This is a genomic window from Chryseobacterium sp. 14P4.3.2, from assembly GCF_057799275.1.
Map to the genome: position 1 here is coordinate 158,101 of NZ_JBYOKO010000006.1, position 16,635 is coordinate 174,735.

Here is a 16,635-nt window from a genome sequence, read left to right on the forward strand (position 1 = left end):
TATATAGCAAAATTTAGAAACATGAAAAAAATCATCGCTGCGGCATCATTTACTGCCATCTTGTTAGTATCCTGTACGCCGAAAGCTTCAACGTCTGCTGCTACTGCAGGAACTTCGACTTCTACGGTGGAACAAATCGCTCAGGGAAAAACTATTTTTGAAAGTTCTTGTGGAAGATGTCACAAACTGCCGGATCCTGCTTCACACAATCCTGTACAATGGGTTGGTATTATGAATGCTATGGCTCCAAAGGCAAAACTTAATGATGACCAGCATAAGTGGGTTTATGATTATATCGTTTCTGTACAGAAATAAACCATCAACAACAAAAATATGGGTATGAAAAAATTAATCTTAAGCGGCATTGCAGCATCAGCTTTTCTGGTGTCCTGCGGGCCAAAGAGTACGGCCGTAACAGGGCCAAAGTATACCTCATCTGAACAGTTGGCTCAGGGAAAAACCATTTTTGAAAATTCATGTGCAAAATGCCACAAATTACCAGAGCCTACAAAGAATGATAACCAGGGGTGGATCAATACATTAAGCAGAATGGCTCCTAAAGCCAAGCTCAATGATGACCAGCATCAAATGGTTTATGATTATCTGATCTCTGTGAATAAAAAATAAAAAGATGTTTTTATTTTTTTTAGCCACGAATACATGAATCAAATGATTTGTGTATTCGTGGCGTTTTTTATAATTATCCTTAGGTCAAAAATTGTACTACATCCCCCAAAAAAAGGAGACTATTTAGCCTCCTTCTTCTTTTTATTCCTTTTTTTCTTTTTCTTAGGCATTTTTTCTTTGACAAATTTTTCTCTGTTTTTTAGAAAATCCAGCATTTCCTGATCATAAGCAAAAGTCTTAGCTTTTTTTAAGGGCTCTAATGCTTTTTTATAATCTAATCTGATTTCAAACAGTAAAGAATGGTGGGTAAGAATTCTGCATCGGTCAATCCCTTTTATTCCCAGAGAATATTCAATCAGCTTTTCAGCTTCTTCTAAATCTTCATTATCCAAAAGACATTTAATATAGTATTGAGGAGTATTCAGGTTAGCCATATTACACTGCATTGCCTCTTGAAAATAGAGTTTAGCTTTTTCATAGTCTATAAGCATTTCACTATATATTCTTCCCATCAGACAAAGGCTGTCTGTATCTTCAGGATCATACGACAAAGCATAATTTAATGCTTCCAGACAATCCGGCAGACTGTATGGGTAATTATCCAAAGCTTCAAAATAATATTTGCTTTTAGTTAAGGTCATTTCTGTAATTTTTTAATTCATTTTTCAGGGCATTTCTTCGTTTTTTGAATGACCTGTCTTCATGGTTTCTTTTAAAGTCTGTTCCGGAAAATGTGCGGACAGCATTTCCGCGCTGTACCCGAAAATGATGATTCCATGTTTCCTGCATATTCTTTTCCAACTGCTGAATATAGACTGCCATTACTTTTTCTTTTAATCTGATAATGGATAGCTTTTTATTTTCGAGCTGAGAACGTGAATCCTGCACAAAAACGGATTGTCCGCTTGGGATATGGGTGGCACGAACGGCTGTATTCACTTTGTTTACATTCTGACCACCGCTTCCCTGGCTTCTGACTGTCTGGAACTGTATATCTTTTTCATTAAAATCAATTTTTTTATTATTTTCCAGTTCAAAAACTCCAATAAACCAATTGCTTCTTTTATGGAGTTTACGGAATGTACTTTTGCCTATCCAGCAAATACTTCCAATCCAGTTTTTTAAGAATTCTGTTACTTCATCACCTTTTAAAAGAACAGTAACTGATTTCAGTGTCAAATTTTCATCCCCACTTTCACGGTGAATGATTTCGTATTCTATTTTATTTTGTTTTGCCTCTTCAAGAAAGGTCTTTAGAACTTTGGCTGTCACCCATTGACATTCTAAAGGCCCTCTTCCTGAAGTGATCTGTATTAATTTTTCCATTGTTAGTTTGGCATTTTGCTTAATAAAGGATGTCCTAGAGGATCTATTCCCTTGTTTAATAATTCTGTTGCTGCCATCACAGCCCAGCATTTATCACTGGAATGAATATTCCGGTAAAATGACAGTAAAATATCAGGTTTCACAACAGTAAAACCATTTGCTTTGATTGTCTCAAGATCATTTCTTTCAAAGAAATCTATTGTAATCCTGTAGAATTTATCATTTTCCTGTTCTACCGTTTTCTCATACCTACGAAAGTTTTCCTCACTTGCCAGATGGTCATAGCGGGTCCAGACTTTCTGAAATCCTTCCTGATAAAGGATCACAACAACCTCTGCAACGTTTTCCTTTTTTACAAAAACATCAATATCCTTATGATCATGAGCATGTTTATATTCTATATGTCCACTTTCTGACATGAAATGCCATGCCCAACCACCTGATATAATAACTTTATCTTTTAATTGTTCTAAAATTTCGAGCCCCAACCGGATTCTGAATTCCGGCCAGAGTTCTCCGTATCTTTTTATGTTATGCGGTGCTCCCATTTTTTTTAATTTTTGCTAAATCTTAATAAACCTTACAGGCTTAAAAGAACCTATAAGGTTTATCATTCTGACTATCGATCCATTCTTACGATTCTTGGCTGGAATGTTCCCAGGATGTCTACCAATTCACTTTGTGCATTCATCACTTCATTAATGTCTTTATAGGCCATTGGTGCTTCTTCTGCATTTCCACCCATTAATGTGACATTCTTCAGCTTCAGCTCTTTCTTAATATCGTGCTGCGTGAAAAGATTCCTGCATTCTCCACGAGAGTAAGCTCTTCCCGCTCCATGCGACGCTGAATTCAGAGAATCCGGGTTTCCTTTTCCACGTACAATAAATCCTTTTGCGGTCATAGATCCCGGAATCATTCCCAATTCATTTTCATTGGCAGGAGTAGCTCCTTTACGGTGAACGATCACTTCTTTTCCGCTGTGAATTTCCTTCCAGGCAAAGTTGTGATGATTTTCTATTCTGGCTTTTACTCTCCCCCCAACAGCCTTTACCAGTCTTCTGTGAATATCATCATGACAGGCTGAAGCATAATCTCCGGCGAGATTCATGGCAGTCCAGTATTCCAGTCCGAGGTGTGTACTCAGGTCCAGCCAGGCAAAGTTCTGAGCTTCTTTTGGCAGTGGGCATTGTTCTGTAGCCATTCTTGAATAGTATTGGGCAATTTCTGCTCCCAGCCCTCTGGAACCGCTGTGTGAGAGAATTCCCAGGTATTTACCTTTCGGCAATCCAATCTGGTCATCTACTTCTGTAATTTCCACTTCTCCGAATTCCACAAAGTGATTTCCACCGCCTGAGGAGCCCATCTGCTTGATGGCTTTGCCTTTTAATCTTCTGAGAATAGGGATCATATCGAATGTATCTCTCTCAAAAATCTCATGATCTATATGAGACTTATGGACTTCATACATTCCGAATTTTGTATGTTCAGCAAGAGCTTTTTCATATTTATCTCTTGCACCTTCAAGATATGAAACCGGGGTATCCAAAATACTGAGGCTCATTCTACAGCCAATATCCATTCCTACTCCGTAAGGGATCACTGCGTTTTCTACAGCAAGTACTCCTCCTATCGGAAGTCCCTAGCCACTGTGAGCGTCAGGCATTAATGCTCCCTGAGTAGATATTGGAAGCTTTAAGCCAATGTACAACTGATTTTTTGCTTCTTCTGAAATATTACTGCCAAAGATCTGGAAAGAAGCCCGTTGTGAATTGAGCATTCTTTTTTCAGTTTTTTTGGAGGATAATAAGGTCTCTGCAATTTGCCCGAAGGTTAAATCTTTTTCAAAATTCTCAGGATTCGCAAGGATTTCTTTTAAAATAGATTTCACATGATGAATATTTTTGGTTGCAAAATTCCTTTTCATGACCTCCAAAGCTACATTGACGCTTTGGTTATTTGGATAGCCCAATTTTAATATATCTTTTCCTTTTAGTTTTAAATTTCCCATTGTTTTTGTTTTAAATAACAGTTGGACCTATAAGTCCTGTAAGTTTTCTGCAATCGCTGTTGCAGACATTTTGTAGTGAAAGTATTTTGTACTTCCCGTTTTATCAGATTTGTATTTCATCTTCCATGGATTGGGTTTTCCATGCATTGTTTTAAGAATAATTCCTGACACTTTATGCTGTCCCAGATAGGATTCAAGCTCTGCATATTCTTTTTCTAGTTCAAAGTCCACAGGCTTGTAGTGGGTAATCATATTGGGTCTTATTCTCAGGATAAACCTCCATGGCTCGATGAATTCGTAGTAAGTATCGTATCTCTTTCTTACAGGCCAATATTCTTCAAGTTTCAAAAAATACTGTCTTTCCCTTGGTGTAAGCCCTAACTTCGGATCATTCCAAGAGTAAGAAGAAATTCTGCTAAGTTTTTGCTCTCTTTCTACATATATTCTTCGTCCGAATTTTCTTTTCTTTTTGAGAAACTGCCTGCTTTCAGAATACATGTAAGTATTGATTTTCTTCAGAATTCCGTCAAAAAAATCTCCGTCTTTAGTTCTCATGACATCTTCCCTTACCACAAAGAATCTTACAAAACCTCTCTGACAGGGTTTATCTAAAGGAATCAATGGAATGTTTCTTCTTATATTCCAAAGCTCTTTACTACGTTTATACTTTTTTCTGATCTGTTTTTCTACATCTATTCTACTTGTTCTTTTTCTGTTTCTTACGCTTCTCAAGCGGGAAGACAGAAGATTATCATTTTCCATTGTTAAGAGAAGTTAGATGTGAGATATTAGAAGTTAGCTTATCTTACCTCACACAACTTTTAATCAACTAAAATACTAGTTGAATGGATTAATAATAGACGCCAACGGCTTTGAGGACATACCTCATCCTGTTTTTGTCCTTATGTGACACTAAAAAAGATTTCGGGGAAACTTGAAGTTTGAAATATTGCGCAATAAAAAACCCGAAATCTTTACGACTTCGGGTTTTGATATTGTATTGTACTATTATTCTAAGAATGTACCAAACCGCGAAGCCTTACCACCATAAGGGGTAATCCAACTGTAGAATTCTGTTTTGTTCTGAACATTGCTTCGTTGTTTTTAATTGGTTAAACTTGATTTTCAGGTGCAAATATAGAATTATTTTTTTAATCATCAATTATTTAAATCTTATTTTTGTGAAAAAAGAGTTTTATGTATAAAGTTTTATTGGCCTTACTTCCAATGCTTTTTATAGGATGTAAGAAAGAAGAACCTGTAAAAAAGGAGGTGGTAAAAGTATCAGAAAAAGGCTGTTTCTCTACGAATTTCATGGAAAAAATTTTTGATTTGGAGGAAATAAAAGATCAGGCAAAATTTCTGAATTCACAAACCCAAGGAAAGGGGAAAATCGGTTTTCTTGTAGACAGCACAAAAGCAAATAATGGCTGGGATTATTCAATTTCCGTAGGTTATAATGGGCCAGACCGTTTTGAAACGTATCACATTTTCCATGCTTCAAGTAGTCAATGTAACATTTTAACTATTTTAGAACCCGTATCCGGAGAATATATTTCTATTGAGCAATGGAGAAAAAGCAAAAATGAGCCTGCCGCAATGGAATCTTTATTAAAACCAGGGCTTTATAGCTTACCAATTGAAAGTCTTCCTCAGGTAGATGTAAAATTTATCGAAACAGATTTTGCGGTGGAAGGTTCAGAAAAGTACAGCTGTGGAGAGCCAGCATTCCGATATTTTCCTTTAGCTCAATACAAGGATGTTGAACTGATTCTTGTTCCGACGGATTGCGGAGATTTTGATTACCGATATTATCTTCTTACTGTACTGAATAACAGCATCGTTGACGAAGCCTATGTTGAAGGTATTTGGTTTGATCCCGGAAAGGATGATAAGAAGGAGGAATTCAGCAGCTATGAAATCAATAAAGCAGGAGAAATCACTGTGACAACAGATCATAAGATTGATGGAAATAGTCAAAGGATAACTAAAACTCATTATCAGATTATGGATGATGGTAAAATCGTTCAGAAAAAATAGAATAAAGGCTGTTTCAGATGTTGAAACAGCCTTTATTTTTTCATTTGAGGTAAATAATGCTTAGAAAAATAGCATCAATAACTTTTGTCATCCGTTGGATATCCAATGTTTCTAAAGTGTCTGTAGATTTGTGATAATTTTTGTTTCTAAAGAACGAGGTATCAGTGATCATGAGAGCTGGAAAGTCAAATTTCCAATAATTCATATGATCGGAATAATCTACACCGCCCACGAATTTGGGAGCGGGAAAAGTTTCTGTCTTGATCTGCTCTGAATTTTTAAAATTATCAATAAAATTATTGACAAATGGGCCTGCTCCGGTGAGTTTTCTGACTAAAGTAATAAAGTCTCCTTTATTGCCATAGATCCATGAAAGTATTCCTACAGGAAAATTCTGGGAGCTCTTTTCATCTTTGAAGTAGCCAATCATTTCAACACTTGCCATCCCATAGACGTCAATATTTTTATCTTTCAACGATTTTGCATGGATGTAGCTTCCCATATTCTCAGCTCTGAAATAGGGAGGTTCTTCTAAGGTATAAGCTACGAGGTCTATTCTGTAGTTGAGCTTTTGTCCTTTAAGCATTCTGGAAAGTTCTAAAAGGGCAGTAACTCCGGTCGCGTTATCGTCTGCGCCCTGCTGATCTCCGCAAACGTCATAATGGGCTCCTATGATAATTCTTTTGCTGTTTTCCGTCCCAAAGGAGCAAATTACGTTTTTATAGGTCTTCCCTTCAACATTATATTCCTGAAAATCTGTACTGTCACTATAAGTCTTAAAGGTCCGATGAATATAGTCCGCCACTGCATTCAATTGATCTATATTTTTATGGTTCCGGAACTGAGATGTCTGGGTAAGTACCGTTAAATACTCTTTTACTCTCTCAATATCAGCAGTATTCGTAGATTTTTGTATGATAGGCTTCTCTCTTCTGACTAAGCTTAGCAACAAAGCACCCATAAAAAGTAAGCCTACGAAAAGAATAATCTTCTTTTTCGCAGGCTTTATTTTGTTTTTAAAATTCATTCAGTTTATCTTTCAACTAAAATTAAAATTTTTAAAGTTTAGTTTTCTAAAAATCTCTCTAAAATTTCTACGGCACATTTCGGAAGGTTCGTACCTGGGCCAAATATGAAGTCTGCCCCATTGGCATATAGGAATTCATAATCCTGTTGTGGGATCACACCTCCTACAACGATGGTAATATCATCAGCACCCAATTTTTTCAGTTCTTCCACTACTTGTGGAACCAGAGTTTTATGTCCTGCAGCCAGGGAGGATACTCCTAAAATGTGAATATCATTTTCAATGGCCTGTTTAGCAACTTCTTCCGGAGTCTGAAACAATGGAGCAACATCAACATCAAATCCCATATCGGCAAAAGCTGTTGCTACTACTTTTGCGCCTCTGTCGTGCCCATCCTGGCCCATTTTAGCGACCATTATTCTCGGGCGGCGTCCTTCTTCTTCTTCAAATTTCTGCGTCAGATTCAGAGCTTTTTCAAAGTATTCGTTTTTACCTGCGTTCATAGCGTATACTCCAGAGATTGTTTTAATGTTTGCTTTATATCTTCCAAAAGTTTCCTCCATCGCATCGCTCATCTCTCCGAGAGTAACTCTTCTTCTTGCAGCCTCAATACATAATGCCAAAAGGTTTCCTTTTCCAGTTTTTGCACTTTCACGGATATCATTTAATATCTGGGCTACGGCTTCTGCATTTCGATCTGTTTTTATATTATTCAGTCTTTCGATCTGTTTTCTGCGAACTTCGGTATTATCAATATCAAGAATCTCTATTGCATCTTGTTTTAATGAGGATTTGAAAGAATTTACCCCAATGATGAATTCTTCCCCGCTATCAATTTTAGCCTGCTTTTTGGCTGCTGCCTCTTCAATTCTCATCTTTGGAATTCCGGCCTCGATAGCTTTCGTCATTCCTCCTTCCTGTTCTACCTCATCTATGTATCTCATTGCTTCTTCAATCATCTGCTGGGTGAGGCTTTCTACCAGATTACTTCCTCCCATCGGGTCTACGACATCGCATATTCCGCTTTCCTGTTGGAGAATAATCTGAGTATTTCTTGCAATTTTCGCTGAATAGTCTGTAGGAAGGGCAATGGCCTCATCCAAAGCATTGGTATGTAATGACTGCGTTCCTCCTAAGGCAGATGATAATGCCTCAATAGCGGTTCTTGTAATATTATTGAAGGGCTCCTGCTCTGTCAAAGACCATCCTGAAGTCTGGGAATGGGTTCTTAGTGCAAGGGATTTAGGGTTTTGAGGGTTAAATTGTTTTAAAAGTGTGGCCCAAATATATCTTGCAGCACGCATTTTAGCAATTTCCATAAAGTGATTCATTCCGATTGCCCAAAAGAATGATAGTCTTGGTGCAAAATCGTCAACATTCATACCTGCTTTGATGCCTGTTCTTACGTATTCAAGACCATCTGCCAGTGTATAAGCCATTTCCAGCACCGGAGTAGCGCCTGCTTCCTGCATATGGTATCCTGAGATGGAAATAGAATTAAATTTTGGAATATTTTGAGAGGTATATTCAAAGATATCTGCAATAATCTTCATAGAAGGTGCTGGTGGATAGATATAGGTATTTCTAACCATAAATTCTTTCAGAATGTCATTTTGAATGGTTCCTGAAAGCAGTTCCTGTTTTACCCCTTGTTCTTCTGCTGCCACAATATAGAAAGACAAAATCGGAAGTACAGCTCCATTCATTGTCATGGACACTGAAATCTGATCCAACGGAATTTCGTTGAACAAAATCTTCATGTCTTCAACAGAATCAATAGCAACTCCTGCTTTTCCTACGTCTCCTACCACTCTTGAATGATCAGAGTCATATCCTCTGTGGGTAGCAAGGTCAAATGCTACGGAAAGACCTTTCTGTCCTGCGGCAAGATTTCTTCTGTAAAAAGCATTGGATTCTTCAGCTGTAGAGAAACCGGCATACTGCCTGATGGTCCACGGCTTCTGAACATACATAGTAGAATACGGCCCTCTAAGGTAGGGTTCAATTCCTGGAGAAGTCTGTGTTAAAGATTCATCTTTTACATCTTTTTTTTCATAAGATGATTTAAGTTCAAGTCCGTCTTTTTCAAAGTTATAGATTTCTCTCTCTTGAGGTAACACTTTAAAATCCGGGGTTTTCACAGAAATTGTCTTTCGCATTCCAATAATTTTTGTCTCCGTAAAGTTAATTTTTTTGACCGAAACACAAAACATCTGTTAACATACAGTTTTTGTGATGTTTATTGAAAGAAAAAGACCGGACGAATGCCCGGTCTTCTGTTATTTATATATTGTCTGCTTATTTTTTGATAAGCTTTGTATTGTAAGTGCCTTTCTCGTCTTTGATCGTCACTACATACATTCCTTTGATCAATGAAGCTACATTGATTCTTCCATCAATTTTACCTTCCTGAACCAATCTTCCGTCAGCAGTATAGATTTTATAATCTGCTTTTCCTTTCAGATTTCTCACTTCTACGAAAGTGTCTGCAGGGTTAGGATAGATAGATACTTCTGATGCTTTTGTATTTTTTGTTTCATTTACGCCTAACGTTTCTGAAATTTTCACATTAAAGTCTCTGAATCCCCCAGCTGAAACAATACTACTTGGTCCAGAAGCAACAGAAGGATAACCACATGGTCCTGATGCCGCATTATAGAATGTAGTTGCCACTCTCATTCTAAGAGTTTTATCTCCGGCATATGCACTGGTTGGCACTGTAAATGTAAATGAGCCATCATGATATTTGTATCCAGTAGTTCCTGGATCATTAACCGGAACGGCACTATGAGAACCTACTTTTTCTGAAGCTTCAAAAATACCATTTCTATTAAAATCGATCCATACTTCTAGCCAGTCACTATAATTACTAGGGTTACCTAAAGTTCTAAATGTACCAGTATATTGAGTTCCTTTTGTTAAATTAACTGTTTTAGTAGGATCTGCACTAAAATCCAGATAAGTTCTTGCGACTCCAGCTACAGTAGTTTCCGAATAGTTTAGTCCTCCTACGTTTAATCCAATTAGCCCACTATAAAACGCACCATTCATATTATTTCCTCCCGTTGTCATTAGACAGTAATCATATCCGGTTCTTAACCCTTTTGTTTTAAAAGCATAGTTTGAAGAGAATGCACCTGCTACACTGTTTACAACAGCTGCAACCTGAGTTTCATAATTTGTTTCATCTTCAAGACCGGATATTGATACAGAATTGGTAGGACTCGTAGCATTTTGCCAATTAGTCTCCCCCACTTTTCTGTAGTTGATTGAATAGGTAGCTCCTGGTACACTATTCCAAGATAATCTTGCTGAGGTTCTAAAAATTTCTGTATCCTGAGCAAAAACTCCGGCAGGTGCTGCTGTAGAAGATGTTGGTGCTGTTGCAACACTTACTTTAGGAGATATTGCATAGAATATATTCCCTACAGCAGATATTCTTAACTTGATATCCCCTGTTAATCCAGATGGCATTTGTGCGCTGTAACTTCCAGTATTGGGAGTAGATGCCACAAGTTCTGTCCATGATGCTCCATTAGTAAGATCAGTAGTATACTCAATCTTTACATTTGACACATTATAAGGAGCTGCATTTGTATTGGCCACGTCCCATAATATAGTATTGGAAGCATTACTGTAAAGCACAGTAGAATCTGTAATACCATTAAATTTAAATGGTCCATCATTCCCTACTGTAACTGTTGTTTCTAAAGATGAAAGCATTGGTCTTTGAGCATTTGTATCTCTTGCCGTTACTGCATAATTAAGAACCCTTGGAACATATGATACCGTTTCCCAAGTTGCCTTATTGGTAAGCTTTCCAGCCATTACAAGAGGAAAGCTAGGGAAGTATCTTCTTCCACTTGCCGTACCCGTAAATGATCTTGCAATAGAACCTTCTGTAATGAAGCCCCAACCACTGTCACCTGAAATAGAACCTTTAGCGGTTACACTATCATATTGCTCCCATGTATAATTAATAGGATCACCCTGAGCATCTGTAGCTGAAGCTTCTAAATAATAAGCTGTTCCTTTAGGAATAGTGTATGGTGTAAGAGCAGCAATAACAGGAGCATTATTATTTGTAATATTTTCTGCTACGCCACATGTTGTCTTAGCATCAAGATTATTCAGAATCTGATTAATGGAAGAATAATGGAAGTAAGCATTAGAATTAGCCTGAACATTATCCTGTGTAATTCCTGCATATCCCATGATGGTAGTACCCCCACCTGGCTCAATATTAACCCCTGATCCTTCTGAAGCATGTGAGAAGGTATGGTTTCCTCCTAGCTGGTGTCCCATTTCATGAGCTACATAATCGATATCAAAAGCGTCTCCACTTGGAATGCTATTCGCCGGTGAAGTAAATCCGGAACCTTTACCCCTAGGCACACTGGTTGTTGGGTTAACACATATACAACCTACACATCCGGCATTACCTCCTCCTCCAGATGCACCAAATAAATGCCCTATATCGTAATTGGCATTCGTTACCTGGGCTGTTATAGTATTTTGAAGTTCCAGATTCCAAGCCCCGGCAGATCCTGTAGCTGCTGCGGAATAGGGATCTGTGGCAGAATTTGTATAGATGATATTTGGAAAATCCTGAACAAGTAATTTTATTCCGAAATCTTTTTCAAAGACACCATTTACACGGCTCATTGTATTGTTAATAGCCACAAGTGCAGGAACTCTTTTTTCATCATCAGTAGCAGTAGAAGGTACACCAGCCTGAGTCATGAAATATTGTGTATATTCTCCTGTAACTGATAGAGCTAATCTATAGGTTCTGTATTTTGTACTTGCAGGTCTATTCGTAATTCCTACACTAGAAAGATTTTTTTTTCCGTAACTTTCTAGGGATTTTATATCAATACCTTTTTCATCTGTAGAACATTCGAACCCATGCAGTCCTTCTGTTCGGTTTGTTTTATAGAAAACACCATAGGTTTGTTTATCAGTAGTGATGGGTTCTATAAACTGAAATACACCATCTTTAATAATCATGGACTGCATTTCTGTTGGAGAGGTGCTGAATCTTAAATATTTAGAAGGATCATCCAATCCTACACCTACATAAGATCCCAATTGATATTTATCGGCTAAAGATTTTTCCATTACAGGATCACTATATACCGCAAATCTTTCAATCTTACCTTCTGCTGTAGGCAAAGAAACAGTAACTGCCTGAGCTCCTTTCCCTGTTTCTACAGCATCTTTTAAAATATTTCTAAGAGATTGTAAGTCTACTCTGTAGGAGTATTGCACTTCTACTTCTTTTCTGATCTGAGACGTTTTTTGCGAGGCCGGCTCCCACCTTTGTGCATTAACACCGGACAGCCCAGCTGCCAGTGCACAAACTAGTAAAATTCTTTTTTTCATAATAACCTAATTAAATAAAAATTAGTAAATTTAAATATCCGAGCTAAAATTAGTAATTATATCCAAATAATCACTATAAAAAAAGCGACTAATTTTAATAAATCAGTCGCTTAAGTGCTATTTTAATATTTTATATATTATTTCTTAATTCCCATTTCAAACAGCGCAAATGATATAAGATCTGCATTTTCACTGATTACCTGATCAGTTGCTCTTCCTGCACCATGACCTGCATTCTTTTCAATTCTTAATAAAATAGGATTCTTACATGCCTGCTTTTCCTGAAGCTCAGCACCAAATTTGAAAGAGTGAGCCGGAACTACTCTGTCGTCATGGTCACTGGTAATAATCATCGTGGATGGATAGCATATTTTTTCTTTTACATTATGTACCGGAGAATATGATTTAAGATATTCAGACATCTCTTTGCTGTCTTCTGCTGTTCCATAATCGTATGACCAGCCAGCTCCTGCTGTAAATTTATTATATCTCAGCATATCCAGAACTCCTACTCCCGGGAATGCTACTCTTGCCAGATCCGGACGCATTGTCATGGTTGCACCTACCAGCAATCCTCCGTTAGATCTTCCTGAAAGTGCCATGTATTCTTTTGAAGTATAGCCCTTGCTCTGAAGATATTCTCCGGCAGCAATAAAGTCTTCAAAAACGTTTTTCTTCTGCATTTTTGTTCCTGCATCATGCCATTTTTTACCATATTCACCTCCACCACGGATGTTTGGAACAGCATAGATCCCCCCATTTTCCATCCAGATAGCATTCACTACAGAGAAAGAAGGTTGTAAACTGATATTGAAACCACCATATGAGTATAAAATAGTAGGGTTTTTACCATCAAGCTTCGTCCCTTTTTTATAGCTGATCATCATAGGGATTTTTGTCCCATCTTTTGAAGTATAGAATACCTGCTCAGAAACATAATCATCCGGATTAAATTTCACTTTCGGTTTCTGATATACTTCTGATTGTCCTGAATCTACATTAAATTTGTAAGTAGTTCCCGGTGTAATATAGTTACTGAATGAATAATAAACTTCTTTTTCTTTTTCCTTCCCTCCAAAACCGGAAATGTTTCCTTTCCCCGGAAGAGTAATTTCTCTGATCAGCTTACCTGTCTTGTCAAACTGTTTCACCTTATCAATAGCATCAATCATGTAGGTTCCGAAGAAATAGCCACCTCCGGAAGAAATTCCCAATACATTTTCGGTCTCAGGAATCACATTTTTCCATGTTTCAGGAGCTGGATTGCTGATTGTAGTTTTTACAAGACGCATATTTGGGGCATCTTTATCTGTGAAAATAAAAAGGTTATCTCCTTCTGTGTCTACAATACTGGCGTTGATATCAAATCCTTTGGTAATCTGCACAAAGTCTCCTCCTTTCTTCAAGTCTTTTATATACAGTTCATTTCCATTGGTTGCATTTGCTGCAGAAATGATCAGGAATCTCTGATCTTCAGAAACTCCGGCACTCAGGTATCTTCTTGGTGTTTTGTCTCCTCCGAAGATCAGTTTATCTTCAGACTGCTTAGTTCCCAATTTATGAAAATACACTTTATGCTTATCCGTCATTCCGGAAAGTACAGTTCCTTCTTTCGGCTTATCATAGCTTGAATAATAGAATCCTTCGTCTCCCTGCCATGAAATTCCACTGAATTTTACATCCAGAATTGTTTCATCAATCTGCTTTTTGGTAATGGCATCAATGATAATAATTTTATTCCAGTCACTTCCTCCTTCTGAGATAGAATAAGCAGCAAGGTTTCCTTTTTTATTGAAGGAAAGGTTAGAAAGTGAAGTGGTTCCTTTTTCTGAAAACTTATTAGGATCTAAAAATACGTCTGTTGCTTTTGTAGCATTATTGGTTCTGTATAAAACAGACTGTGCCTGTAAACCGTCATTTTTATAATAGTAAGTATAATCTCCTTCTTTGAAAGGGGCTGAAATTTTCTCATAATTCCAGATGTCTTTCAACTGATTTTTAATTTTATCTCTGAATGGAATTTTTGAAAGATAGTTCTGGCTATAAGCGACTTCTTCATCTACCCATTTCTTTGTTGCTTCAGAATCATTTTCAAGATCTCTGAACGGGTCAGAAACTGTACTTCCAAAATAAGTATCGGTCTGATTTCCTTTTAATGCTTTAGGATAATTCATTTTCTGAGAATAAAAAGTGGCTGAAAACAAAACTCCAGCCGTTAATAACATAGGTTTAAAATTCATACTGATCGGTTTTTTCAAAAATACGCAAAGTATATGAAATAAAAAAAGTCCTGAAAAATCAGAACTTTGTATCTCTTAAAGGGTATTTAGTCAAACTATTCTTTTGGCCCGAAACTCTCAAAATAAAAATCTGTCAGGCTGCTCACAATCTCATCGGGACTCCCATTCCAATAATATATTTTCCCGTCTTCTTTCAATTCGTATAGATTAAAATTCTGATCGGTGGTTACTGTTTTATCTGCATTGTTAAAGTCCTTCGCTGCCTGAGTCAAGTATTTTTTCAAGTCTTCAGCTTTTACTTTCTGGGTATCTCCTGTTGGCCCGACTGTTAATTTTGACGGCACTTTAAAGCTTACAGAATAACTTACCTCGGCAATTTTCTGACCTTCAACATATTCGTTAGGAACTACTTTCACATTTTTAATGGTAAGTTTCCCGTTTTTGAAGTTTTCAAACATTGCTTTAAAATAGTCTTCTGCTTCTTTTTGACATGCTGATCCTGTAGTTTTAGAAAAGGCAGAAAGGAAATTCTCTACGCTGCTTTTCATGATCTCTCCTGAGGTCTCTTTAAAGTTTACCTGATAGGCATTCTCACCATTCACTGTGGGTTTCAGATAATCATTAAGCTTATTGAGTGCTGCCTCATCATTATTTACGAAAGTTCCGAAGAACATTTCAAATGCTTCAGCAGGTTTCTTTACTTCTGTCTGAGCAGTAAGATATTGCCCCATCATTGTAAGGAGTAATAATAAAATAATTTTGTAGTTTTTCATAGCTTATTTTTGAATTTTAATTATTACAAAAAAACCTCTGAAAAAATCAGAGGTCTTATCTTTATTTTTTATAAAATTTAGTAGTTATCTTCTTCTCCCTTCATTTTCTCTGCATTCTCTGCCATAATTACGGCATCGATCATTTCAGAGATATCTCCGTTCATGTAAGCATCCAGATTATACATAGATTTATTGATTCTATGATCAGTAACTCTACCTTGAGGATAATTGTAGGTTTTAATTTTTGCAGAACGGTCTCCTGTAGAAACCATAGATTTACGTTGTGCTGCAATATCTCCCTGTACTTTTTGCAGCTCGATATCGTATAGCTTTGTTCTTAGCATTTCCATTGCCAATTCACGGTTTGCTAACTGAGAACGGGCCTGCTGACAAACAACAACAAGTCCTGAAGGCTTATGCGTTAGCTGAACTTTCGTTTCAACCTTATTTACATTCTGACCTCCGGCTCCACCTGAACGGGAAGTCTGCATTTCAATATCTGCAGGATTCAGTTCGAAATCTACTTCTTCAGCCTCCGGTAAAACAGCAATTGTGATAGCAGAGGTATGAACTCTACCCTGAGATTCTGTTTCCGGGACACGCTGTACACGGTGAACTCCGGATTCGAACTTCATAATTCCGTAAACACCTTCTCCTTCCACCTTCATTATCAATTCCTTGTAACCTTTTGCAGCTTCGTTAGAATCTGTAACTTCATGCTTCCAGCCTTTCGTTTTGAAGTACATGGTGTACATTCTGTAGACATCTTCCACAAAAATAGCCGCTTCATCACCACCGGTTCCGGCACGTAATTCCACGATAACGTTTTTATCATCTGCAGGATCTTTAGGAATCAGGAGTACTTTCAGTTCTTCTTCCAGGCCAGGAATTTTGGCTTGTGCTTCAAGCTTTTCTTCTTTAGCAAGATCTACCAAGTCTCTGTCTGAACCATCTGCAATGATTTCTTCAGATTCTTCGATACTATCTAATGCCCCTTTATACTGATCGTAAACTCTTACAATTTTCCCCAAATCACTATATTCTTTGTTCAAAGAAGAATATCTTTTTTGGTCTGAAATGACATCAGGCTGTATAATAAGGTCTGCAACCTCATTATATCTTTGTTTTATAGCTTCTAATTTTGGAATTAATGATTTAGACATTATGGAATTTTTGTGGGTGCAAAGATAAGAATTATTAATTCAA

At 37.2% G+C, this 16,635-nt stretch carries 13 protein-coding genes and 1 pseudogene; 3 read left to right on the forward strand and 11 right to left on the reverse strand.

What is annotated here, in order from left to right:
• Positions 1–21: 21 nt before the first annotated feature.
• The gene (locus AC27VX_RS11375; RefSeq protein WP_236856474.1) at positions 22–315 is read left to right on the forward strand and encodes a c-type cytochrome; all 294 of its coding nucleotides are present in this window, start codon (positions 22–24) and stop codon (positions 313–315) included.
• Between the two features lie 24 nt (positions 316–339).
• The gene (locus AC27VX_RS11380) at positions 340–627 is read left to right on the forward strand and encodes a c-type cytochrome (RefSeq protein WP_488695636.1); all 288 of its coding nucleotides are present in this window, start codon (positions 340–342) and stop codon (positions 625–627) included.
• Positions 628–746: 119 nt separating this feature from the next.
• Here AC27VX_RS11380 and AC27VX_RS11385 read toward each other — a convergent pair whose 3' ends face one another.
• From AC27VX_RS11385 to AC27VX_RS11405, 5 genes and pseudogenes are all read right to left on the reverse strand, one after another.
• The gene (locus AC27VX_RS11385) at positions 747–1,268 is read right to left on the reverse strand and encodes a hypothetical protein (protein WP_236856476.1); all 522 of its coding nucleotides are present in this window, start codon (positions 1,266–1,268) and stop codon (positions 747–749) included.
• On the reverse strand, positions 1,255–1,953 hold the full coding sequence (gene prfH, locus AC27VX_RS11390) for a peptide chain release factor H (RefSeq protein ID WP_236856477.1): 699 nt from the start codon (positions 1,951–1,953) through the stop codon (positions 1,255–1,257). Before prfH ends, AC27VX_RS11385 begins: the two co-directional genes overlap by 14 nt.
• Before the next feature lie 2 nt (positions 1,954–1,955).
• Positions 1,956–2,501 carry a hypothetical protein gene (locus AC27VX_RS11395; RefSeq protein ID WP_300688404.1) on the reverse strand — a complete coding sequence of 182 codons (546 nt, stop codon included), beginning with the start codon at positions 2,499–2,501 and terminating at the stop codon, positions 1,956–1,958.
• A gap of 71 nt (positions 2,502–2,572) precedes the next feature.
• Positions 2,573–3,964: pseudogene (locus tag AC27VX_RS11400) on the reverse strand (RtcB family protein).
• Positions 3,965–3,991: 27 nt separating this feature from the next.
• Positions 3,992–4,726 (reverse strand): hypothetical protein, encoded by a 735-nt coding sequence (locus AC27VX_RS11405; protein ID WP_488695639.1) that lies wholly within the window; start codon positions 4,724–4,726, stop codon positions 3,992–3,994.
• A gap of 435 nt (positions 4,727–5,161) precedes the next feature.
• Here AC27VX_RS11405 and AC27VX_RS11410 point away from each other — a divergent pair, with 435 nt between their 5' ends.
• Positions 5,162–6,004, forward strand: a complete 843-nt coding sequence (locus AC27VX_RS11410; RefSeq protein ID WP_488695641.1) for a hypothetical protein — start codon at positions 5,162–5,164, stop codon at positions 6,002–6,004.
• A 40-nt stretch (positions 6,005–6,044) separates the two neighbouring features.
• Here AC27VX_RS11410 and AC27VX_RS11415 read toward each other — a convergent pair whose 3' ends face one another.
• The 6 genes from AC27VX_RS11415 to prfA form a co-directional block, all read right to left on the reverse strand.
• The gene (locus AC27VX_RS11415) at positions 6,045–7,031 is read right to left on the reverse strand and encodes a M28 family peptidase (protein WP_488695643.1); all 987 of its coding nucleotides are present in this window, start codon (positions 7,029–7,031) and stop codon (positions 6,045–6,047) included.
• A gap of 38 nt (positions 7,032–7,069) precedes the next feature.
• Entirely contained in the window at positions 7,070–9,190 is a 2,121-nt protein-coding gene (gene scpA / locus AC27VX_RS11420) for a methylmalonyl-CoA mutase (protein ID WP_236856483.1), read from the reverse strand.
• Positions 9,191–9,329: 139 nt separating this feature from the next.
• Positions 9,330–12,416, reverse strand: a complete 3,087-nt coding sequence (locus AC27VX_RS11425; protein WP_488695645.1) for a reprolysin-like metallopeptidase — start codon at positions 12,414–12,416, stop codon at positions 9,330–9,332.
• Between the two features lie 137 nt (positions 12,417–12,553).
• A complete protein-coding gene (locus tag AC27VX_RS11430; RefSeq protein ID WP_488695647.1) occupies positions 12,554–14,656 on the reverse strand; it encodes a prolyl oligopeptidase family serine peptidase in 2,103 nt (700 codons plus the stop codon).
• 95 nt (positions 14,657–14,751) lie between these two features.
• Positions 14,752–15,429: a hypothetical protein gene (locus AC27VX_RS11435; protein ID WP_488695649.1), complete on the reverse strand. Its 678-nt coding sequence runs from the start codon at positions 15,427–15,429 to the stop codon at positions 14,752–14,754.
• Positions 15,430–15,506: 77 nt separating this feature from the next.
• Positions 15,507–16,592, reverse strand: coding sequence for a peptide chain release factor 1 (gene prfA / locus AC27VX_RS11440; protein ID WP_236856486.1), 1,086 nt, complete (start codon positions 16,590–16,592; stop codon positions 15,507–15,509).
• Positions 16,593–16,635 lie beyond the last annotated feature (43 nt).